The organism is Nonomuraea sp. MTCD27, from assembly GCF_041950495.1.
GTDB lineage: Bacteria > Actinomycetota > Actinomycetes > Streptosporangiales > Streptosporangiaceae > Nonomuraea.
In genome coordinates this window covers 214,083-237,377 of sequence record NZ_JBGNUW010000012.1, presented here as the reverse complement: position 1 = coordinate 237,377, position 23,295 = coordinate 214,083, and the positions used below count along the sequence as shown (strand labels likewise).

Sequence of the window (23,295 nt, the reverse complement as noted above, 5' to 3'; positions counted from 1 at the left end):
CGTGAGCCCGGGAAGCCCGTACGCTGCGCCCGTACACCGCTCATCTCGCGCTGAGAGGGCGCATGTCGGTCCACACCTCCTCGATGTACGCCAGGCAGTCGTCCCTGCCCCCGGCGAACCCGGTCGCCCGCCACCCGGCCGGGATCTCCCGGTCCGCGGGCCACACCGAGTACTGCTCCTCACCGTTGATCACGACCTGGTACTCGTCCACCTTTTCTCCTTCGCCAGGGCCCCGCGGCTGCGCAGGGCCTCGAATCCGATCACGTCGTCGGGCAGGGCGTCGGGCACGAGGTCGTCGAAGTCCCACAGCACCCGGCGGCGCCGGGCGACCAGCACGCACAGCGCGATGGCGGCGCCCAGCAGCAGGTACAGGAAGCCGATGCCGCGGCCCTCGCCGGTGCCGATCAGCAGGCCGACCGTGTCCGCGAGCGCGCCGCCCTCGGCGAACATCGGCTCGAACAGGGCGGTGCCCACCGGCGCCACGACCGCGTACCCCAGTGGCAGCGTCGAGAAGGCCACGAGCTGGTTGAGCGCGAAGACCCGCCCGTGATAGCGCTGCGGGATCTTGACCTGCACGATCGTCGTGTAGACCCCGTTGAGCAGGGTCAGCGACAGGAACAGGCTGAACACCCCGGCGGTGATCACGACGAGGTCCTCCCGGACCCCGATCACCACCGCCGACACCGCCAGCGTCAGCGTGAACATCAGCTGCCCGCGGAACCGCCGCACGCGCGGCCCGCCCCACACCGCCATGCCCAGCCCGCCGAGGAACACCCCGAGCCCGCCGAAGAAGGAGACCCGCCCCACGTCGGCGAGCGACCCGAACGACAGCACCAGCGGCGAGATCATCAGGAACAGCGCCGCCATGAACAGGTTGACCACCGCGAAGAACGTGACCATGCGGCGGAAGCCCTTGTTGCCCCAGGAGTAGCGGAAGCCGTTCACCAGCTCGGCCGCCATCGACTCGCGGCGGCGCAGGCCCATGGTGGCGGGGAAGCGGATGAACAGCAGGGTGCCGATGGCGATCGCGTAGCTGATCACGTCGATGGCCAGGATGCCCTCCAGGCCGATGACCGCCATCAGCCCGGCCGCGGCGAGGGGCACGATGAGCTGCGCGACCCCGTTGATCATGCCGACCACGCCGTTGGCGTGGCCGAGGAAGCGCTTGGGCACGAGCTGCGGGATGGCCGAGCCGTACGCGATCCGCTGGAAGGACAGGGCCACCGACAGGCAGAACAGCAGCGGGTAGATGTGCCAGGTCTGCAGGTTGCCGGTCCACAGGAGCAGGCCCAGCGCCAGTTGCGAGCCGCCGGCGCCGACGTCGCCGAGCAGCATGACGCGGCGCCGGTCGCTGCGGTCCACGACGGTGCCGGCCAGCGGCGCCACCAGCATCCCGGGTACGAGCGCCAGCACGGAGAACAGCGCGAAGTCGACCAGGGAGTCCGTGGTCAGGTAGATCCAGATGGGCACGGCGAACTCGGTCAGCGCCGAACCGACGATCGACAGCGCCTGCCCGGCGGCCACCCCGAAGAAGCGCCGCATGCTCGGCCGCGGCCCATCCCGCTCCGCCGTCCGCACGCCCACGCCACCCGAACCGCCCGCCCGCCCGTTGCCATCGGCGTCGTCCGCGCCGCCCGCCAGGCCGTGGCGATCCGCGCCGTCACCGCTGCCCGCGACCTCCGGAATGCCGGCGGTGGCGAGGGTGCTCGGGGTGCGGGGGGCGTTCGAGGTGCCGGGGGATGCCGTCGAGACGCCCTCCAGCCACCACGTACGCTCCCCGTCCCCCCGTTCCAGCCCGGTGGTCCCGCCGGTCGTGATGGCCACGTGCGTACGGGTGACGATCTCCGCCAGCTCCTCCGCCCGGTACCGGAGGAAGAAGTGCGCGGCCTCGTCCAGCACCGCGCACCCGGTGACGGGCGACAGGACGTGCCACTCCCGGTACCGCTCCTGGTAGTACTCCATGACCGGATCCCGCTCCCCGGCCACCGCGATCACCGGCGCCGCGAGCCGCTCGGCGTCCTCCTCGAACAGCCGGGTGAAGTACCGCTCCGCCGCCCGCGTGCCGTGCCGCCGGTTGCGGACGATCAGCTTGAGCTCCTCCGGCGTCAGGTCGGAGACGTCGAGCCCGGCCGCCGTGAGCGCGTTCACCCGGCCCTGGTCGCCGCGCAGATCCTCCAGCCGGTGCCGCAGCCGCGTCAGCCGTCCCTCCGGCCGCGCGAACGGGAAGATCCCGCCCAGGTAGACGGCCTCCACCGCGCGCCCCTCGGCGTGCAGCCGCCGGGCGATCTCCGCGGCGATCATGGCGCCGAGCCCGCAGTGGCCGTACAGGACGAGCGGCCCCCGGACGTTCGCCAGGATCTCCCCGGCGCAGGCCCGCGCCACCTCGTCCGGCGGCATGGGCTCCTCGCCGAGCTCGTGACCGGGCACGGCGATCGAGTACAGCGCCCAGTCGTCGGGCAGGGCGTCCGCGAGCGGCTTGTAGATCACCGCGCTGCCCCCGCCGTACGGGGCGCAGACGAGCGTGGTCGCGGCGGCCCGGGGCGGCGTGAGGAGGTGCAGCAACCCGCCCGCCGCGGCACCGGACCCGCCGTCGAGCAGCGCGGCCAGCTCCGCGACGGTGGAGTGCTTGAACAGGTCCATCAGCGTCAGCCGCCGGTCCGGGACGGCCTTGCGCAGCCGGGCCAGCACCCGCATGGCCAGCAGCGAGTGCCCACCCAGCTCGAAGAAGTCGTCCAGCGCGCCGACCCGGGCCAGCCCCAGCACGTCGGCCCAGATCGCGGCGACGCTCGCCTCGGCGGGGGTACGCGGCGGGACGAACCCGGCGTCCCCGGCGAGCCGGTCGTCGCCCGGGTCGGGCAGCGCGGCCCGGTCCACCTTGCCGTGCGACTTCAGCGGCAGGTAGTCGAGCCAGACGAACCGTACGGGGATCATGTAGTCGGGCAGCCGCTCACGCAGCCACGCCCGCAGCTCGGCGGCGGGAGCCCGATCGGCGCTCCCGGAAGGGCCGTCGGCGGGCAGGAGGTAGCCGACCAGCCGGTCGCCGCGCAGCTCGGCCACGGCCTGGGCGACCCCGGGCAGCTCCGCCAGCACGGACTCGACCTCGCCCAGCTCCACCCGGTATCCGCGCACCTTGACCTGAAGGTCGCGGCGCCCGAGGAACTGCAGGCTGCCGTCGGGCAGCCACCGCCCCAGGTCGCCGGTGCGGTACATGCGCGCCCCCGGCCCGCCCCCAGGATCGGGCAGGAACCGGTCGGCGGTCAGCGCCGGCTTGCCCAGGTACCCCCTGGCCAGCCGGGCGCCGCCCAGGTAGATCTCGCCGATCACGCCCACGGGCACTGGCCGCAGCCGCTCGTCCAGCACCTGGACGCGCGCGCCGGGCAGCGGGCGGCCGATGGGCAGCGTGGTCTCCCGCGCGGGCTCGGCCGGGTCCACCGGGAACGTGGTGATGCCGACCGTGGCCTCCGTGGGGCCGTAGTGGTTGACCACCGCGCAGCGGCCGAGCGCGGCCAGCTCACGCGCCCAGGCCCAGCCGGACGCCTCGCCGCCGAGGACGAGCAGCCGGCGCGGCAGCAGGTCGGCGGGATCGGCCTCGGCCAGCAGCGCCGCCAGGTGCGACGGGGTGATCTTGAGGTAGTCGGCGGGCGCGCGGCCGAAGTACTCGGCCAGCTCCGGGGCCGACGTCCTGGACGGGATCAGGTGCAGGCAGCCGCCGGTCATCAGGGCCAGGTAGAAGGTGGTGACCCCGAAGTCGAAGGCCAGCGACTGCAGCAGCGCGAAGGAGGAGCCGGGCTCGACCGCGAAGCGCTCGCGCACCCCCGCCAGGTACGTCACCACCTCGCGGTGCTGGATCGCCACCCCCTTCGGCCGCCCGGTGGTGCCGGAGGTGTAGATCACGTACGCCAGGTCGGACGGGCCGATCCCGGCCGCCACCGGCTCGGCGGGCCCGTCCGGCGGCTCCGGGCCGTCGATCGGCACCTCGGTGAGCCCGTCCGGCAGCGGCCCCCGGGACCCCGCCGACGTGATCGCGGTGCGAACTCCGGCGTCGCCCGCCATGTACGCGATCCGCTCGGCCGGCTGCTCCGGGTCGAGCGGCACGTACGCCGCCCCGGCCTTGAGCACGCCCAGCAGCGCGACGGCCAGCTCCGCCGACTGCTCCAGGCACACCGCCACCCGGTCGCCCGGCCGCACCCCGGCCCCGCGCAGCTGCCGCGCGAGCCGCCCGGCCCGCCGTTCGAGCGCCTCGTAGGTCAGCGTCCGCCCGCCGAACACCACCGCCGGCGCGCGCGGGGTGCGGGCCGCCTGCGCCGAGACCAGCTCGTGCAGCAGCTCGCTCCCCGGCGGCGCGGGCGCGGGGGCCGTGCCCAGCGCGGCCAGCCGGTCCCGCTCGGCGGCGGGCAGCAGCTCCAGGTCCGCCAGGCGGGTGTCCGGCGCGGCCACGGCCGAGCGCAGCAGCGCCGCCAGCCCCGCCGCCAGCCGCTCGGCCGTGCCCTCCTGGAACAGCGCGGTGTTGTAGACCAGCGTCCCGTCCAGCCCGCCGCCGGCCTCGTGCAGGTACAGGCTGAGGTCGAACCGGCTGACCACCGTGTCCGCGGCGAACCACGACAGCTCCCGCGCCCCCGGGTCGACCGGCTGGGCGGTGTAGTTCTGCAGCGCGAACATCACCTGGAACACCGCCGGCCGGGAGACGTCCCGCTCGACGTGCAGCTCGTTGACGAGCTGGTCGAACGGCAGCTCCTGGTGCGCGAACGCGTCCAGCGCCGTGTCCCGCACCCTCGACACCAGCTCGGCGAACCCCGGATCCCCCGCCAGGTCGGCCCGCAGGGCCAGCGTGTTGACGAACATCCCCACCAGGCCGTCCAGCTCCGGCAGCCCGCGCCCGCTGACCGGGCTGCCCACGGCGAACGAGCTCTGCCCCGACCACCGCCCCAGCAGTGCCTGGAACGCGGCCAGCAGCACCATGTACGGCGTCGCCCCCTGGGCCTCGGCCAGCGCCCGCACCCCCGAGACCAGCCCGGCGTCCAGCCGGAACCCGTGGGCGGCCCCGGCGAACGCCTGCTCGGCCGGCCGCGGCAGGTCGGTGGGCAGCTCCAGCGGCGGCACCCCGCTCAGCTGCCGCCGCCAGTAGTCCACATCGGCCAGGTAGCCAGGGGTGCCGACGCGCTCGCGCTGCCACAGGGCGTAGTCGCCGTACTGCACCGGCGGCGCGGCCAGGGGCTTCCCGTCGTGCAGCGCGAACAGCTCGTTCAGCACCACGTCCCAGCTCCACCCGTCGGCGACGGCGTGGTGCGCGGCCAGCATGAGCACATGGTCGGCGGCGTGATCAGCCGGGCCGAGCCGTACCAGCAGGACGCGCAGCAGCGGTCCCGCCGCCAGGTCGAACGGGCGGGCCAGCACCGCCGACACCAGCGCGCGGGCCTCCTCCGGCGACCCCGCGGAGGTCGTCCAGAACTCGGGGGCCGCCACTGGGTCGATCACGACGCGCGGCATCCCGTCGTCGGAGGTGACGAACCGGCTGCGCAGGCTCTCGTGCCGGGCGGCCACCTCGTGCACGGCCCGCCGCAGCGCGTCGTGGTCCAGCTCGCCCCGGACGCGCGCGGTGCAGGAGACGGTGTAGGCGGGGGTGCCGGGGACGTACTGCTCCAGGAACCACAGCCGCTCCTGGGCGTGGGACAGCGGCGGCGCGGTCCCCTCCGGGCGCGGTGGGATCGTGGTCGTGGCGGTGCGCCGCCGCAGCCGCTGTGCCAGCAGTGCCTGCTTGGCGGGGGACAGGCCGGTCACGACACCTCCGTGGAATCGAGCAGGCGGATGGCCTCCTCGTCGGACAGGCCCTCCAGGTCGGCCAGGAGGAGGTCCTCCATCGCGGCCGCGAACTCCTCCACCGTGCGATGGGTGAAGAACGTCCTGATCGGTACGTCGACGTCGACGGTGGCGCGCAGGCGGGCCGCGGCGCGTACCGCGAGCAGGGAGTGGCCGCCGAGGTGGAAGAAGTCGTCGGCCGCCCCCACGCGGGAGACGCCGAGCAGGTCGCTCCACACGTCGGCCACCAGCGCCTCGGCGTCGGTGCGCGGGGTGACGTACCCGGGCCGGAACCCGCGCCCCGACCCGCCCCCCGACCCGCCCACGGTGGCCGCGGCCGGCAGCCGCTCCACCCGCCCGTCCGGCCCCGGCCGAGCCCGCTCCCCGGTCGCGCGCGGCACGCCGTCCGCCCCGGCCTCCCACACCTCGCCGACGTCCCCGGGCGCGACCGGAACGCCCCACGGATCCAGCACCCGCACCGGCCCGGCCGCCCCATCCGCGGCCGGGCCGTGCGCCTCACCCCCGGCCGCCCCATCAGCGGCCGGGCCGTGCGGCTCGCCCCCGGCCGTCCGGTCGGCGGCGGGCGTTGCCAGTTCGGAGAGGTGCCGGTTCGGGGCGGCCGCCACCTCGTCGAGCAGCGCGGCGTACCGCCCGGCGAGCCGCTCCACGCCGGCCGCGTCCAGCAGCGAGGCGTCGTACCGGAAGGCCAGCGTGAGCCCCTCGCCCCCGGCCCAGGCCTCCAGGGCCAGGTCGTAGACCGTCTCCGGCGGCCGGGGCGCGAAGGGCACGTGCTCCAGCCCGCCGAAGGTCCCCGGCTCCGGCGGCGCCTCGTGCAGCGTCAGCGTCGTCTGGAACAGCGGCTCCTGCGCCGGATCCCGCTCCACGCCCAGCGCGGACACCAGCCGCTCGGGCGACAGGTCCCCGTGCTCGGCCGCCTCCCGCTCGGCCGCCCGGGTACGCCGCAGCAGCTCCGCGAACCCCGGATCCCCCGACAGGTCACCCCGGACCACCAGATGCCGGGTGAGGTGCCCGACCACCCCCTCCAGCCCGTCCGCCTCGCGCCCGCTCACCGGCCGCCCCACCATGAACCCCGTCTGCCCGGCCCGCCGGGCCAGCACCACCTGGTAGGCGGCCAGCAGCACGGTGTACAGCGTCCCGCCGGCCTCCCGCCCCAGCCGCTCCAGCGACGCGGCCAGCTCCGCGGTCAGCCGCAGCTCGACGAGCCCCCCGGTGCGGGCCGGTGGCCGGGGCCGGTCCAGCGGCAGATCCAGGACCGGCGCCCCGGCCAGCCGCCCGCACCAGTGCTCCAGCCCCGCCTCCGCCGCTGCCTCGCGCCGGCCTCGCCAGAGCGTGACGTCCCCGGCCTGTACGGGCGGCGCGGGCAGCTCGCGCCCCTCGTACAGCGCGGCCAGATCGCGCACCAGCACGCCCAGCGCCCACGCGTCGGCCACGATCGGATGCGCCGCCACGCACAGCACGTGGTCCTCCGGCGCCAGCCGGATCAGCGCCATCCGCACCGGCGGCGCCGCGGCCAGGTCGAACGGCTCGCCGGCGCACGCGCCGACCAGCCGCGCGGCCTCCTCCTCGGCGTCCGGCCGCCCGGTCAGGTCGTGGCGGGCGAGCGGCGGCTCGAACGTGTCCTGCACCACCAGCAGCGGCCGGCCCTCGTCGCCGGGGAACCGGCTCCGCAACCCCTCGTGCCTGGCCGCCACCCCGGCGACGGCCGCCGCCAGCGCGCCCTCGTCCAGCGGGCCGCGCAGCCGGTGGGCCACGCACAATGGGGCGGCGCCCTCCCCGCCGAGGTAGTCCAGGAACCAGAGCCGCTCCTGCGCCGGGGACAGCGGCACCGGCGTGCCCGCGCCCCGCGCGCGTAGCGGCACCTCCGCGCCGCCCGGCGCGGGCAGGGCCTTGCGGTCGACCTTGCCGTTCGGGGTGAGGGGCAGGGCGTCGAGCGGGACGAAGACCTGGGGGATCATGTACGGGGGCAGGCTCGCGGCGAGGTGGGCGCGCAGCGCGGCGGGCTCGGGGGCGTCGCCCGCCACGTACGCGATCAGCCTGTCCTGGTGGACGGCGGCGACGGCCTGGCGGACGGCGGGGTGGGTTTCGAGGGTGGATTCGATCTCGCCGAGTTCGATGCGGTGGCCGCGGAGTTTGATCTGGTTGTCGGTGCGGCCGAGGTAGTGGAGGGTGCCGTCGTCGTGGAGGCGGACGATGTCGCCGGTGCGGTAGAGGCGGGCTCCTGGTGGGCCGTAGGGGTCGGGGATGAAGCGGTCGGCGGTGAGGGCGGGGCGGTGGTGGTAGCCGTGGGCCAGGCCGAGGCCGCCGATCAGCAGCTCGCCCGGGGCCCCGGCGGGGACCGGCTCCAGGCGCTCGTCGAGCACGTAGACCTGGGTGTTGCCGATCGGGCTCCCGATGGAGACGCGCCCGACCTCGTCCGGCACCTCCCAGGCGGTGGACCAGATGGTGGTCTCGGTGGGGCCGTACACGTTGAACAGCCGGCCGGTCCTGCTCCTCAGCTCGGCCGCCAGCGGCTCGCTCAGCGCCTCGCCGCCGACCAGGGCCGTCACCGCGGGGTCGGCGTACCCGCCGGCCAGCAGCACCCGCCAGCCCGACGGGGTGGCCTGGACGTGGGTGACGCCCTCCCGCCGGATCAGCTCGGTCAGAAGGGCGCCGTCCAGGGCGGCGCCGGGATCGGCGATCACGGTCCGGCCGCCGGTGATCAGCGGCAGGTACAGCTCAAGTCCGGAAATGTCGAACGAGAGTGAGGTCAGGGCCAGCCAGGCGTCGTCCTCGGCCGCGTCCAGCAGGGTTCGCATCGACACCAGGAAGTTCAGCAGCGCCCGGTGCGGCACCACCACGCCCTTCGGCCGCCCGGTGGAGCCCGAGGTGTACAGGACGTACGCCGGATCGGCGGGATCGACGGAGAGGTTCAGGTCGCCCGGGTCGTACGCCGATGAACCATCACCTGTTTCCAGCACGGTGCCGTCGAAGGCGGGCAGCCGGTCGCGCAGGGGTCCGGGCACCAGCACGGTGCGGGCGCCGGAGTCGGCGAGCACGAGCTCGATCCGCGCGGCGGGGTAGCCGGGATCCAGCGGCAGGTACGCGGCTCCGGCCTTGAGCACCGCCAGCATGGCCACGAGCGCCTCGGCCGACCGCCCGGCGAAGATCGCCACCACGCCCGGATCCCCGGTGTCGAGCAGGCGACGGGCCAGCCGGTTGGCCGCCGCGTTCACCTCCCCGTACGACAGCGCCCGGCCACCGTCCACCACCGCCACCCGCTCGGGAGCCTTCGCCGCCCAGGCCTCGAACAGCGGCACCATCCCCGGCAGGGCCGGCAGCGGCAGAGCCGTGTCGTTGACCCCGTACAGCAGCCGCTCCCGCTCGTCCCCCGTCACCCGCGACAACCACGACAGCCGGGCACCGGGCGCGGCGGCGACGTCCCGCAGCAGGGCGGCGAACCGGTCGGCCAGGTGCTCGATCGTCGCCGGGTCGAACAGCGAGGATTCATACCCGAACGCCATCTCCAGCCCCCCGGCGTCGGGCCAGGCGTCCAGCGTGAGGTCGAAGCGGGCGGGCGTGTAGCCGGCGTGGAAGACCTCGGCGGTGGCGGCCCCGAGCCGCGTCGTGCCGCCGTCGTCCTGGGTGTGCAGAATCAGCATGGTCCGGAACAGCCCGGACCCGCCGCCGAGCCGCTCCATCGGCACGTCGCCGTGGGTGAACGCGTCGAGCACGGCGTGCCGCGTACGTACCAGGAGGTCGGTGAAGGCGGGGTCGCCGGACAGGTCGCCGCGCAGCACCAGCGTCTCGGCCAGGAAGCCGAACAGCGGCTCCAGCTCGACCCGGTCCCGCCCGGCGACGGCGGTGCCCACCGCGAGGTCGTGCTGCCCGCTCAGCCGGGCGAGCAGCGCCTGGTAGGCGGCGAGCAGCACCATGAACAGCGTCGTCCCGGTGCTGCGGCCGAGGTCCTCCAGCGCGGCCACCGTCTCGCGGGGCAGGCTGGCCCGGTGGACCGCGCCGTGCCGCTTCGTCCCGGCCGGGCGCGGGCGGTCGGCGGGCAGGTCGAGGGCGGGGAGCCCGTCCAGTCTCGCCCGCCAGTACGCCAGCGCGGCGTCACCCTCACCGGCCGCCTCCCGCTCCCGCCTCCAGTACGTGACGTCGCCGTGCTGCAGCGGCAGAGCGGGCAGCTCGCGGCCCTCGTAACAGGCGGCGAGGTCGGACAGCAGGACGTTCTGCGACCAGCCGTCGCCGATGACGTGATGGAACACCACGCACAGCACGTGCTCGCCGGCCGCCAGGCGGATCAGGGTGGCGCGCAGTGGGGGAGCGGCGGCCAGGTCGATGGGGGTGTTCACCCGTACGGTCACCAGCCGCCGCGCCTCCGCCTCGCGCTCGCCGGGCGGCAGGTGGGCCAGGTCGAGCCGCTCGACCGGGACCGGAGCGGGCGGCTCGACCACCGCGACCGGGATCCCGCCCGCCTCGGGGAAGCGGGTGCGCAGCGTCTCGTGCCGCGCCGCGACGCGGGTGAGCGCCGCGGCCAGCAGGTTCGCGTCCAGCGGCCCGCGCAGCCGCCGCGCCAGGTAGACGTTGTAGGAGGCGTCCTGCGGGTCCAGCCGGTACAGGAACCACAGCCGCTCCTGAGCGGGGGAGAGCGGCGGGGCGGTGCCGGCCGGCCGCGGGCGCGGCGGCGCCGACGGGGCCTCCAGGTCCTGTACGGCGGCGGCCAGCGCCTCCACCGTGGAGTGCGCGAAGAACGCCGCGACCGGCACCTCCACGCCGAGCCGCCGCGTGATCCGCGCCGCCGCCCTGGCCGCGAGCAGCGAGTGCCCGCCCAGCAGGAAGAAGTCGTCCCCGGTGCCCACCACGTCCAGGCCGAGCACCTCCGCGAACACCTCGGTCACCTGCCGCTCGACGGCCGTCCCCGGCACCCGCCCCGCGCCGCTCTCCGCGAGCTCCGGCGCGGGGAGCGCCTTGCGGTCGACCTTGCCGTTCGGGGTGAGGGGCAGGGTTTCGAGCGGGACGAAGACCTGGGGGATCATGTACGGGGGCAGGCGGTCGGCGAGGTGGGCCCGTAAGGCGGGGCCGTCCGGGAGGTCGCCGACGAGGTAGGCGACCAGGGTCTCGCGATGCACGGCGGCGACGGCCTGGCGGACGGCGGGGTGGGTTTCGAGGGTGGATTCGATTTCGCCGAGTTCGATGCGGTGGCCGCGGAGTTTGATCTGGTTGTCGGTGCGGCCGAGGTAGTGGAGGGTGCCGTCGTCGTGGAGGCGGACGATGTCGCCGGTGCGGTAGAGGCGGGCTCCTGGTGGGCCGTAGGGGTCGGGGATGAAGCGGTCGGCGGTGAGGGCGGGGCGGTGGTGGTAGCCGTGGGCCAGGCCGAGGCCGCCGATCAGCAGCTCGCCCGTGGAGGCCGGTCGGAGGCGGTCATCGACGATGTGGATCCGGGTGTTGCCGATCGGGCGGCCGATGGAGACGTGGTCCGGGTCGCCGGGGACCTCCCAGGCGGTGGACCAGATGGTGGTCTCGGTGGGGCCGTACACGTTGACCAGCCGGCCGGTCCTGCTCCTCAGCTCGGCCGCCAGCGGGACCGTCAGCGCCTCGCCGCCGACCAGGGCCGTGACGGCGGGGTCGGCGTAGTCGGCGGCCAGCAGCACCCGCCAGCCCGACGGCGTGGCCTGGACGTGGGTGACGCCCTCCCGCCGGATCAGCTCGGCCAGGCGGTGACCGTCACGCGCCGTGCCCGCGTCGGCGATCACCGTACGGGCGCCTGTGACGAGCGGTAAATACAGCTCAAGGCCGGAAATATCAAAGGAAAGCGAGGTCAGGGCCAGCCAGGCGTCGTCTTCTCCGGCGTCCAGCAGGTTTTCCATGGAGACCAGGAAGTTCAGCAAGGCCCGGTGCGGCACCACCACGCCTTTCGGCCGCCCGGTGGAGCCGGAAGTGTAGAGAATATAAGCGGGATCAGCCTCATCAATAACTTTGTCCAGATTACTGGCGCTATATGACGATAAATCGTCACCTGTTTCCAGCACGGTGCCGTCGAAGGCGGGCAGCCGGTCGCGCAGGTGTCCGGGCACCAGCACGGTGCGGGCGCCGGAGTCGGCGAGCACGAGCTCGATCCGCGCGGCGGGGTAGCCGGGATCCAGCGGCAGGTACGCGGCTCCGGCCTTGAGCACCGCCAGCATGGCCACCAGCGCCTCGGCCGACCGCCCGGCGAAGATCGCCACCACGCCCGGATCCCCGGTGTCGAGCAGGCGACGGGCCAGCCGGTTGGCCGCCGCGTTCACCTCCCCGTACGACAGCGCCCGGCCACCGTCCACCACCGCCACCCGCTCGGGAGCCTTCGCCGCCCAGGCCTCGAACAGCGGCACCATCCCCGGCAGGGCCGGCAGCGGCAGAGCTGTCTCATTCAGCTCTGCCAAGGCAGCCAAGGGGCTGGTGGGTGGATCGGGATCTCCCTCTGCGGCATTTCGCGCATCGCGCCATCCTTCGTCGGACAGGCGTGCTCGCCCCAGCTCGGAGGTGGGACCAGACGCCCGCTACGAGCACCCGCGGAACAGATTTCGTGGGAACGCTCCCACGGGCAGTCAGGTTAAGGAGGCGTTCGCTCTGCGGTCAACATCAATTGAAGATTTAACTTGATTGGTCTACCAAAAGGCCGCTATGTGCTCTCTAGCTGGGATTCCTTACAACGGCGTTTCGGAAACATTACTGAGACTGTTCTCTTGACATCTCTCCGCCGTGATCCCAGGCTCGTCCTGGGGGCCTTCCAGGGGCGTTTTTTGGGAGCGCTCCCACGACTCTGCCTGCCCTCTGAACGTCCGGAGAACGGTAATGACACCGACAGAGGAAGCCGTCATGGGGATCTGGACCGAGCTCCTGACCACCCCGCCACGCTCCCTCACCGACGACTTCTTCGCGCTGGGCGCGCAGTCGCTCACCGTGGTGCGGTTCCTGGCGAGGGTCCAGGAGCAGTACGGCGTCGAACTGCCCGTGGACGAGCTCTTCTCCGCCGAGTTCACCGTGTCCGCGGCGGCCCGCCTCATCGACGATGCGCTGCTCGGCGGGCTCGCCGACGACCAGCTCGCGGAGCTGCTCGACGAGCTGGACGGCATGTCCGAGGAGGACGTACGGGCGCTGCTGGACGAGACCTCGCCGCTCGGCGAGACCTCGACGTGACGGGCCCGGCGACCGCACCCGCGTCGAGCATGCTGCTGGTGACCCACGGGTCGGACGGCGACGTGCTGCCGTTCGTCCGGCTGGGCCGGGTGCTGCGGGAACGCGGGCACGAGGTGACGCTCCTGACCCACTCCCCGTACCGGGGGCGGGTCGAGGAGGCGGGGCTCGGGTTCGTACCGATCGACACGCCGGACGGGTTCGAGCGCTACTCCGCCGACACCGCCCTGCTGCCCGGGGGGAAGGCCACGCTGGACTGGCTGGACTTCTACCGCCGCAACGCCCTCTTCGACCAGCTCGCGACGGAGTGCCGCGCGCTCGCCGCCCGTGTCCTGCCCGGCCGCACGGTCCTGGTCGGCCGGCACACCTCCGCCCTGTCCGTGCTCCTGGTACGGGAGCTGCTCGGGGTACCCGCCGCCTGGGTGGCGGTGGCCCCGATCCAGCCCATGGCCACCGACGTCGCCCGCCACCTGCACCAGCACGTGCTCGCCGGCGGCATCGACGAGGTCCGCGCCCGCCTCGGACTGGGGCCGGTCGGGGACTGGCGGGCCTGGTTCTCCTCCGCCGACCTCCAGCTCGGCCTCTGGCCCCGCTGGTTCGACGAGGCCGGCCCCGGCACGGGCGCCGCAATCGTCCTGACCGGTTTCCCCCTCCCGGACGACCCCCCGAACCCACCTCCCACGACCCGCCCCCAGCCCGCCCCCGACCGCCGACCCGCCCCGGGAGACACCTGCCCCGGGCCCGAGCGCACCGATCGGGATGGCGACCCTGGGCCTGAGCCCCCTGACCGGGGCAGCGGGTTCGGGCGGGGGCCCGTCGAGGGGTTACCCGCGGAGGTGGTGGAGTTCCTGGCCGGGCCGGTGCGGCCGGTGCTGGTCACCGGGGGCACCGGGCGGATGTTGCACGAGGGGTTCTACCGGGCGGCCATGGGCGGGTGCCGGATCGCCGGGCTGCCGATGTTGCTGGTGGTCCCGCACGCCGAGCTGGTCCCCCAGCCCCTCCCGCCGGACGTTCGGTGGTCTCCCCGGCTGCCGTTCCGCACGGTGATGCCCCAGGTCGCGGCGGTGCTGCATCACGGCGGGATCGGCACCCTGACCAGGGCGCTCGTCGCCGGGACCCCGCAGGTGATCCTGGCGCACGGAGCCGACCGCCCCGACAACGCCGCGCGCCTGGCCACGGCGGGTCTGGCCCGCTGGCTCCCGGAGCACCGCTGGACCGCCGAGGAGGTGGCCGAAGCACTGGCCGCCGCCTTGAAGGACGGCCGGGCCCGGACCGGCATCGTCCCCCAGGACGCCGCCGGCAGCCTGGTCGTCGCCGCCGAACACCTGGAGTCCCTCCTGAAACCGTCCGCCACCCGCCCACCCCTGAACAACCGGCCGGCCCTCACCCCACAGGCCCGGTCCGCGCAGTCCCTCCCCGCGCAAGCCGCGCCCGGACAGTCCCTCCCAGCGCAAGCCGCGCCCGCCCAAGCCGCGCCCGCGCAGGCCTCGCCCGCGCAGCCCCCGCCCGTCCAGCCCTTGCGCGTCCAAGCCCTGCCCGTCGAGCAGCGGCGGGTGCTGGCCGCGCGGCTGCGCCGCCGCCGGGCAGAGCGGGGCGCGTCGTGAGAATCCTGCTCGCCCAGAACATGATCCACCTCCCCTCCCACGGCGGCGCGAACAAGTCCAACCGCCTCCTCATGGAGCGGCTCGCCGCCCGCGGTCACGAGGTGCACGTGGTGGCCCCCTTCTCCGGAGCCATGCGAACCACCTCACCCGAGGCGGGGACGGCGGAGCTGGTACGGCGCGGCGCCCGGCTCGTCGAGACCGGCCGGCCCGGCGAGGTCGGGTACGGCCACGAAGGCGTGACCGTGCACGCCGTGACCGAGCCGTCCCTGCTGGCCCGGCGGGTCGCCGACGTGGCCGCCGGGCTGGCGCCCGACTGGACGCTGGTCCCCTCCGACGACCCCGGCCTGGTCGTGCTGGGCGCGGCGCTCCGCGCGACCCCCGAGCGGGTCGTCTACCTGGTGCACACCCTGCAGCAACTGCCGTTCGGCCCGGGCGCGTTCTATCCGAGCGCGGCCGGCGTGCGGATGGTGCGCCGCGCGGCCGGGGTGGTCGCGGTCAGCCGGGCCGCGCAGGACTACTGCCTGCGCCACGCCTCCCTGGAGTCAACACTGATATATCCACACATTTACGAGGACACCGGCCACCAGACGGCCCCCGCCCCGTACGTCACCATGATCAACCCCTGCGGCTACAAGGGCCTGCCGATCTTCCTGGCCCTGGCCGACGCCTGCCCCGACGCGCCCTTCCTGGCCGTCCCGACCTGGGGCACCACGGACGCCGAACGAGCAGCCCTGGCCGCCCGCCCCAACATCGCCGTCATCCCGCCGAGCGACGACATCGGCGAGATCCTCGGCCGTACCAAGGTCCTGCTCATGCCCTCCCTCTGGGACGAGACCTTCGGGTACACCTGCGTCGAGGCCATGCTCCGCGGCGTCCCCGTCCTGGCCTCCGACGTGGGCGGCCTGGCCGAGGCCAAGCTCGGCGTCCCGTACCTGCTGCCCGTCAACCGCGTGGAGCGCTACCAGACGGCCGGGCACGCGCGCCCGGCCCCCGTGCTCCCCGCGCAGGACCTGGGCCCCTGGCTGGCGGCGCTGCGGCGGCTCCTGGACGACCCCGGCCACCACCGCGACCTCGCCGCCCGCTCCCGGCAGGCCGCCCGCCGCTTCACGGACGGCCTGGAGAAGGACGCACTGGAGCGGTACCTGACCACGCTGACCCCGGCCCGCCAGGCCCTGTCCGGACGGCGGGCGGCGCTGGCCAGGCTGGCCGCCGCCCGGGCCAGGACGGGAGGAACGGCATGATCGTGGCAGGGCTGGAGCGCGGCCTGTCGCCGCTCGCCCAGGACGACCTCGGCCGCCTCCTGCTGATCCGGCACTTCGAGCACGCCCTGCTCCGCCTCTTCGCCGAGGGCCTGCTGAGCGGCACCACGCACACCTGCCTGGGCCAGGAGTACGTGCCCGTCGCCCTGACCCCCCTCCTCCGCGAGGACGACTTCACCTTCAGCAACCACCGCGGCCACGGTCACTTCCTGGCCCGCTACGGCGACGAGGCCGGCGGCCTGCTGGCCGAGATCATGGGCAGGCAGGGCGCGCTGTGCGGCGGCGTGGGCGGCAGCCAGCACGTCTACCACCGCAACTTCATGTCCACCGGCGTGCAGGGCGAGAGCCTGCCGGTGGCGACCGGCATGGCCCTGCGCCTGCGCAGGACCGGCGGCGGCGCGCTGGTCTGCGCGTACGTGGGCGACGGCACCTGGGGCGAGGGCGCGGTGTACGAGGCGCTCAACCTGGCCGCGCTCTGGAGAGTGCCGCTGCTGGTCGTGGTGGAGAACAACGGCATCGCCCAGTCCACGCCCACCGGGAACGCGATGGCGGGCACGATCGCCGGCCGGGCGGCCGCGTTCGGCATCCCGTACCGGCGGATCCACTCGATCGACGTGAACGCCGTGCGCGCCGAGCTGGCCGCGCCGGTCGCGGCGGTCAGGGAGGGGTTCCCGCTGGTGGTGGAGTTCGTCACGCATCGGGTGGGGCCGCACAGCAAGGGCGACGACACCCGTGGCCCGGGCGAGCTGGCCCGTGTCAGGGAGAACGACTGGTACGAGCGTTACGCCGCCGCCTTCCCCCGTCAGTTCGCGGCGGCCGACGAGAGCGCGCGGCGGCACGTGGCCGCCCTGGTGGCCGAGGTGTCGGCGCGCCCGCCCGCGCCCTGGACGGCGACGTGACCGGGCCGGTCCGGGCCGAGCGGGTCGCCGAGCACCTGAACCGCGCGCTGCACGACGTCCTGGCCGCCGACCCCGGCGTGTACGTGCTGGGCGAGGACATCACCGACCCGTACGGCGGCGCCTTCAAGGTCACCAAGGGCCTGTCGTCGCGGTTCGGCGAGCGCGTGCGCTCCACCCCGCTCAGCGAGGGCGCCATCGTCGGCGCCGGAGCCGGGCTGGCGCTGGCCGGCGACAAGGCCATCGTCGAGATCATGTTCGCCGACTTCGCCGCGCTCGCCTTCGACCAGCTCCTGAACTTCGCCGGCAAGACCCCCACCATGTACGGCCGCCCGGTCCCCGTGCCCCTGGTCGTCCGCTGCCCGTCGGGCGGGCACCGGGGATACGGGCCGACGCACAGCCAGAGCCCGCAGAAGCACTTCATCGGCGTCCCGGGCCTGTCGGTGCTGGAGCTGACCCCGTTCCACGACGCCCGCGCCCTGCTGGAGCACTGCCTCGGCACGCGGCGGCCGTGCCTGCTCTTCGAGGACAAGGTGCTGTACACGCGGCGGATGTTCCGCGAGGGGGTGGTGGACGACCTGTTCCGGTTCGAGGAGGTGGGGGAGCGGCCGGGGGTGGCCCGGGTGTTCCTGGAGGGGGTCGCGGACTACGACTGCACCCTGATCGTGCCCGGCGGGATGGCGCACCGTGCCCTGGAGGCCATGCGCGAGCTGCTGCTGGAGCACGACGTCCTGTGCGAGCTGCTGGTGCCCGCCCGGCTGTACCCGTTCGAGCTGGGCGGGGTGCCGCCGCGCGGCCGGCACGTCTGCGTCGCCGAGGACGGTGGCGCGGGCGGCACCTGGGGCGCCGAGGTGGCGGCCCGGCTGCACCCCGTGCTGTGGGACCGGCTGACCCGGCCGATCACGCTGGTCAGCGCGGCAGCGGGCATCATCCCCGCCGCTCCTCACCTGGAACGCGAGGTGCTCGTGCACGCACATACCATCCGCCGGGCCGTCCTGGAGGCGCTGGCATGACCGGCGTCGTCGTACCGAAGATCAACAGCAACGACGCGCGGTACCTGCTGCTGGAGTGGGTCGCGAAGGACGGCTCCACGGTACGGCCGGGGGACGTCCTGGCGCTGATCGAGACGTCGAAGACGGTCGAGGAGCTGGCGGCCGAGACCGAGGGCCTGCTGCGGCACCTGGTCGGGGAGGGCGCCGAGTGCCTCCCCGGCCAGACCATCGCCACCCTCGCCACCCCCACCCCCTCACCCGCCTCCACCGCCGCGCCCGCGCCTACCCTTGAGCCCGCGGCCGGGATGGCTCCCGACGTGGTCATCACCGCCCCCGCCCGCACGCTCATGGACGAGCTGGGCATCGGCGAGGACCGGGTCCGCGCCCTGGGGAAGCGGCTGATCCGCCGAGCCGACGTGGCCGCCCTCCAAGACGGGGCCGCCCTGCAAGACGGGGCCGCCCCGCAACCGGCCGTCCCCGCAGCCCTCGGCGGCGCGGACGCGGCGGAGCTCGTCCTGCCCAGGACCCAGCGGCGCATCGCCGACGTGGTGAGCCGGACCCACCGCGAGGTGCCCGCCGCCTACACCGTGGTCAAGGTCGACGTCGAGGACGCGCTGCGGCTGGCCCGCGACCTCACCACCAGGGAACGCACCCTGGTCGGCCTGCCCGAGCTGCTGGTCAAGGCCGTGGCCGGGCTGGTCGGGCGGTTCGAGGTCGCGTACGCCACCCCGATCGCCCCCGGCCGCCTGCGCCGCGCCGCCACCGCGCACGTCGGCGTCACCATGGACGCCGGGAAGGGGCTGTTCGTCCCCGTGGTGCACGACGCCACGAACCGCTCGCTGGGCGAGATCTCCCGGACGCTCATGAAACACCGGCTGGCCGCGATGCGCGGCGCCTTCCGCGAGGAGGACCTGTCGGGCGCCAACATCGTGGTGACCCTGCACAACCAGGGCGCGGTCACGCTGGCGATCCCGATCGTCTTCCCCGGCCACGTCTGCGCCCTGTCGCTGGCGGCGCCGCGGAGGGAGGCGGTGCCGGTCGGGGACGGGTTCGAGGCGCGGCACACCGTGCACCTCGGGCTGGCCTACGACCACCGCTACGCCAACGGGCACGACGCCGTCCAGTTCCTGGAGGCGATCAGGGCGGCGCTCGAGTCACCGGCCGCGCTCGTCGAGGACACCCCACGACAGCCGACCGAGCGGCGAGGAAGCCGATGACGGAGCTCACCGACCGGCGGCGCGAGCTGCTGACCAGGCTGCTCGCCAGGAAGGCGGCGGCCACCGCCATCCCGCCCGTGCCCAGGACCGGCGAGCCGCTGGAGTGCTCCCACGAGCAGCGCAGGATCTGGCTGGCCGCCCAGGCCACCCCGGACGCGGCCCCGCCGAACGTCACCCTCGGCCTGGCCCTCACCGGCGAGCTGGACCTGCACCGGCTGTCAGTAGCGCGCACCGCGCTGGTGTCCAGGCACGAGGCGCTGCGCACCCGCTACACCGCCGTAGACGGCCTGCCGCACCAGGTGATCCGGCCTGTGCAGCCGGTGCCGCTGGAGCTGCTCGACCTGACCGGCCTGCCCGAGGAGGAGGCGCTGCGGCTGGCCCGGGCGGCGGCGGGGGAGCGGTTCGACCTCGAACGTGGCCCGCTCCTGCGGCTGACCGTCTACCGGCTCGGCCCGCGCGAGCACCGCCTGTTCCTGGCCTGCCACCACATCGCGGGCGACGGCGGCTCGGTGGCGCTGATGGCGGCCGAGCTGGCGGCGCTGTACTCGGGCGCGGACCTCCCGCCGCCCCCGTCCGTCCAGTACGCCGACTACGCCGCCTGGTCCCTGGCCAGGGCCGCGGAGCGGGTGCCCGGGCGGCTGCCGTACTGGCGGGACCGGCTGGCCGGGATCGAGCCGCTGTTCCCGCGCGTCCCGCCCGCGCGGGGCGGCAGCGCGACCGCCGTGGTGCGGGCCGGGCGGGAGGTGGTGGACGGGCTCCGCGGGGGCGGGCCGGTCACGCCGTTCGCCGCGCTGCTGGCGGCGTACCTGGTGCTGCTGCACCGGTTGAGCGGGCGCGGCGACCTGGTGGTGGGCACGGTGACGAGCGGGCGCGCCCGCCGCGAGCTGGAGCCGGTCGCGGGCTGCTTCATCAACCTCGTGCCGCTGCGCGTGCGGGTGCCGGACGGCTTCCCGGCGCTGCTCGCCCGCGTCAGGGAGGCCGTCGCCGGGGCGCTGGCCGCGGAGATCCCGTTCGACGCCCTCGTCTCCGGTCTCGGCGGCCACCGGCTGCCCGGCGTGCACCCGTCCTTCCAGGCCGCGTTCGTCCACCGCGACGACCCCGAGCCGCCGCCCGGCTGGACCGGCCTGTCGGCCCGCGTCTGGGAGCACGAGGTGGACGACGCGAGCTTCGACCTCGGCCTGACCGCCACGCCGAGGGGCGGCGAGTACGAGCTGGCGCTCACCGGCAGGCTCGCCCGCTTCACCCCCGCCGAGCTCGCGGACCACGCCAGGACCCTGCTCGCGATCCTGCACGCCCCGGACGCGTGACAAGATTTCGGCCCGCGGAGGGCGGGCGTTATCGCCCGCGGCACCACCGCGCCACGTACGACGATCATGGTGCTGGCGGCACCCTGAAACGGAGTACGACACATGTCCCACCCCTCCCTCGGCCGCCGGGCCCTGCTGACGGCGGCACTCGCGGCCCCCGCCGCCGGGACCCTCGCCGGCATGACGGCCCCGGCCCACGCGGCGACCGCCGACGCGGCGACCGGCGGCAGGTTCGACCGCCGGAGCCCGCGCTTCACCATCGGCGTGCTGCCCGACACGCAGTACCTCTTCGACGAGGACCGCTCCGACCCGGCCCCCGTGCGCCAGACGTTCCGCTTCCTCACCGGCGAGCGCGAGAGCCGGAACATCGCCTTCATGACCCACCTCGGCGACGTCACCGAGCACGGCACGGAGCAGGAGCTCGGCCTGGCCGCCGACGCGTTCCGGGCCCTGGACGGCCGACTGTCCTACAGCGTCCTGGCCGGCAACCACGACGTGAGCTCCGGCACCGACGACCAGCGCGGCGACAGCGCCTACCTCAAGGCGTTCGGCCCAGCCAGGTACGCCAGGATGCCCACGTTCCGCGGCGCGTCGCCCGACGGGTACAACAGCTACCACGTGCTCGACGCGGGCGGCCGGCAGTGGCTGGTGCTCGCGCTCGACTGGCGGATCTCCGCCAAGGGCCTGCAGTGGGCGCAGGGCGTCATCGACGCCAACCGCACGCTGCCCGTCATCCTCACCACCCACGACCTGGCCTGGGCGGGCGAGGACGGGGTGGCCGCGCTGTCGCAGTTCGGGCAGCGGTTGTGGGACGGGCTCATCAGGCGCAACGACCAGATCTTCCTGACGCTCAACGGCCACTACTGGCCGCCCGGCCGTACGGTGCTCAAGAACGACGCCGGCCACGACGTGCACGTGCACATCGCCAACTACCAGGACCGCTACTACGGCGGCGCGGGCATGGTCCGGCTCTATGCCTTCGACCTCGTCCGCAACGTGATCGACGTCGAGACGCTGTCGCCGTGGCTGCTGGAGCGTGACCCGGACGAGCGCACGCCGCTGGAGGCCGAGCACCTCGAGCTGACCGGCCCCGTGGACCGCTTCAGCATCGAGATCGATTTCGACGTGCGCTTCGCCGGGTTCGCCCCGCGTACCCCGGTCCCGCCCCGGCCGGCGCGGGAGGTGATGCCGAGGGGCACGGTGGCGTACTGGCGGTTCGACGGGGAGGGCCTGGCGGGCGCGGGAACGGACGGCGCGGTCGTCCCGGCCGGCACGGTCGCCCGCGACCTGACCGGCGGCGGCAACGACCTGACCATGGAGCTGCTGCACGCCAGCGCCCCCGAGACGCTGAAGTGGTCGGCCGAGCACCACGAGGGCCAGCCCGCCCACGCCAGCCTCCGCTTCGACGGCGGCAAGAACCCCGACCGGGGCGCGGTGCTCAGGTCGGCGGCGAACGCGCCGATCAACGCCATGACGTTCGAGTCCGGGTACACGATCGAGGCGTTCGTCAAGCTGCCGAAGCCGTTCGAGGGCGACCACGCGTGGATGGGCATCCTGAGCTGGGAGGGCCGCAGCGGCGACGCCGGCAAGTCCAGCGGCTGGTCGCCCGACGAGCCCACGTGCAGCCTGAACCTGTCGCCCGAGCGATTCCTGCAGTACGTCGTCTACCCGACGGACCGCGACGCCGACCCCACCTCGTGGAGCCACGCCCTGCCGGTGGGTCGCTGGATGCACCTGGCGGTGGTCAACGACGCGCGGCGGACGGTGGTGTACGTGGACGGCTCGAGGATCGCCCGCAACCCGTCGCAGCCGTCGAAGGGCATCTCGACGCTGGGCCGGCCGTTCGCGATCGGCGGGACGCAGTTCGCGCTGAAGTACGGGCAGGGCTACTACGGCTGGATCGGCGACGTGCGGATCGTCGCGCGGGCCCTGCGGCCCGGGGAGTTCCTCACCCCGTACGCGTGACCGCCGTGGGCTCGCGGCGCTGCCGGGTGCGGGGGGCGATCCGGGGCGTGGGTGCCGGGATCGATCTGGGACGGGCGCCGCGTACCGGGTAGGTTGGCCGTCCATGGAGGCACGCCAGAAGCAGCTGAGACGCCCGGGCCGCGGGGCTGCCGCAGCCGTCGCGGTCGCCGCGCTCGCCGGGACGGCGGCCTGCGGAGCGCCCGACGGGAGCGGCTCCGCGGCGCCGCTCCCGTCGTCGGCCCAGTCGTCAGCCCAGTCGTCAGCCCAGTCGTCAGCGCCGTCGTCAGCGCCCAGCGCGACGGCGGGCGCCCCGGAGAAGGCGCTTCCCGAGCCCGGCGAGAAGGTCCCGGCGAGCGCCGCCAGGATGGCCGCGGCCCTGAAGGAGACCACCGCCGCGCTCAACGACGCCATCGACGCCTGGACCGGCGACGGGGCGGCGGCGCGCGGCGCGCCGCCCGAGGACGTCGAGCTGCTGGCCCTGTACCAGCAGCGCATCTACCGCCATGCCGCCCGCCACCCCGAGGTCGCCTCCCGGGCCTTCGCCCGCCTGCCCTCCGCCCTGGCCGCCCAGGCCAGGGACAACACCGGGGCGATCCGCGAGCTGCTCGCCCTGGCCCGCCCCATCAAGCCCACCGCCGTGTTCCGGACCCAACCGGCCCGCCCCGCCGCCGAGCTGCTCGGATTCTTCAAGAAGGCCGAGCGCCGGTTCGGGGTGGAGTGGGAGGTGCTGGCGGCGGTGATGTTCGCCGAGACGAAGTTCGGCCGGGTGAAGTCCGACAGCCACGCCGGGGCCCAGGGGCCGATGCAGTTCATGCCCGCGACCTGGAAGGCGTACGGGCTGGGCGGTGACGTGCAGGACCCGCGTGACGCGATCATGGGCGCGGCCAACTACCTCAAGGCCACCGGCGCCCCTCGCGACTACCAGCGGGCGCTGCACGCCTACAACCCGTCGCAGGCGTACGTGAACGCGATCCTGCTGCACGCCCGCCAGATCAAGCGGGACCCGCGCGCGTTCTACGCCTACTACAACTGGCAGGTGTTCGTGCTCACCACCGAAGGCGAGCGCCGCCTCACCGGCCCGTAAGA

12 protein-coding genes are annotated in these 23,295 nt (G+C 74.5%); 9 read left to right on the top strand and 3 right to left on the bottom strand.

Going from position 1 to position 23,295, the window contains the following annotated elements:
• Positions 1-40 precede the first annotated feature (40 nt).
• The 3 genes from ACBJ59_RS32675 to ACBJ59_RS32665 are packed head-to-tail and all read right to left on the bottom strand — an operon-like array spanning position 41 to position 12,215.
• Entirely contained in the window at positions 41-211 is a 171-nt protein-coding gene (locus ACBJ59_RS32675) for an MbtH family NRPS accessory protein (protein ID WP_364137353.1), read from the bottom strand.
• Positions 190-5,778 (bottom strand): amino acid adenylation domain-containing protein, encoded by a 5,589-nt coding sequence (locus tag ACBJ59_RS32670; RefSeq protein WP_375114047.1) that lies wholly within the window; start codon positions 5,776-5,778, stop codon positions 190-192. The genes ACBJ59_RS32675 and ACBJ59_RS32670 overlap by 22 nt, the downstream gene beginning before the upstream one ends.
• A complete protein-coding gene (locus ACBJ59_RS32665) occupies positions 5,775-12,215 on the bottom strand; it encodes an amino acid adenylation domain-containing protein (protein WP_375114046.1) in 6,441 nt (2,146 codons plus the stop codon). Before ACBJ59_RS32665 ends, ACBJ59_RS32670 begins: the two co-directional genes overlap by 4 nt.
• A gap of 436 nt (positions 12,216-12,651) precedes the next feature.
• On the opposite strand from ACBJ59_RS32665, the gene ACBJ59_RS32660 reads away from it, so the two are divergent.
• The 9 genes from ACBJ59_RS32660 to ACBJ59_RS32620 all read left to right on the top strand — a co-directional run bounded on the left by ACBJ59_RS32660 (position 12,652) and on the right by ACBJ59_RS32620 (position 23,293).
• A complete protein-coding gene (locus tag ACBJ59_RS32660) occupies positions 12,652-12,972 on the top strand; it encodes a phosphopantetheine-binding protein (protein WP_375114045.1) in 321 nt (106 codons plus the stop codon).
• A 38-nt stretch (positions 12,973-13,010) separates the two neighbouring features.
• Entirely contained in the window at positions 13,011-14,573 is a 1,563-nt protein-coding gene (locus ACBJ59_RS32655; protein WP_375114044.1) for a glycosyltransferase, read from the top strand.
• Positions 14,570-15,814, top strand: coding sequence for a glycosyltransferase (locus tag ACBJ59_RS32650; RefSeq protein WP_375114043.1), 1,245 nt, complete (start codon positions 14,570-14,572; stop codon positions 15,812-15,814). The genes ACBJ59_RS32655 and ACBJ59_RS32650 overlap by 4 nt, the downstream gene beginning before the upstream one ends.
• Positions 15,811-16,731, top strand: coding sequence for a thiamine pyrophosphate-dependent dehydrogenase E1 component subunit alpha (locus ACBJ59_RS32645; protein WP_375114042.1), 921 nt, complete (start codon positions 15,811-15,813; stop codon positions 16,729-16,731). The genes ACBJ59_RS32650 and ACBJ59_RS32645 overlap by 4 nt, the downstream gene beginning before the upstream one ends.
• A complete protein-coding gene (locus ACBJ59_RS32640; protein ID WP_375114041.1) occupies positions 16,728-17,741 on the top strand; it encodes an alpha-ketoacid dehydrogenase subunit beta in 1,014 nt (337 codons plus the stop codon). Before ACBJ59_RS32645 ends, ACBJ59_RS32640 begins: the two co-directional genes overlap by 4 nt.
• Positions 17,738-18,937, top strand: coding sequence for a 2-oxo acid dehydrogenase subunit E2 (locus ACBJ59_RS32635; protein WP_375114040.1), 1,200 nt, complete (start codon positions 17,738-17,740; stop codon positions 18,935-18,937). Before ACBJ59_RS32640 ends, ACBJ59_RS32635 begins: the two co-directional genes overlap by 4 nt.
• Positions 18,934-20,244, top strand: a complete 1,311-nt coding sequence (locus tag ACBJ59_RS32630) for a condensation domain-containing protein (RefSeq protein ID WP_375114039.1) — start codon at positions 18,934-18,936, stop codon at positions 20,242-20,244. The genes ACBJ59_RS32635 and ACBJ59_RS32630 overlap by 4 nt, the downstream gene beginning before the upstream one ends.
• A gap of 102 nt (positions 20,245-20,346) precedes the next feature.
• Positions 20,347-22,209 carry a LamG-like jellyroll fold domain-containing protein gene (locus tag ACBJ59_RS32625; RefSeq protein WP_375114038.1) on the top strand — a complete coding sequence of 621 codons (1,863 nt, stop codon included), beginning with the start codon at positions 20,347-20,349 and terminating at the stop codon, positions 22,207-22,209.
• Between the two features lie 103 nt (positions 22,210-22,312).
• Complete coding sequence (locus ACBJ59_RS32620; RefSeq protein WP_375114037.1) at positions 22,313-23,293, top strand: lytic murein transglycosylase; 981 nt, start codon at positions 22,313-22,315, stop codon at positions 23,291-23,293.
• Positions 23,294-23,295 lie beyond the last annotated feature (2 nt).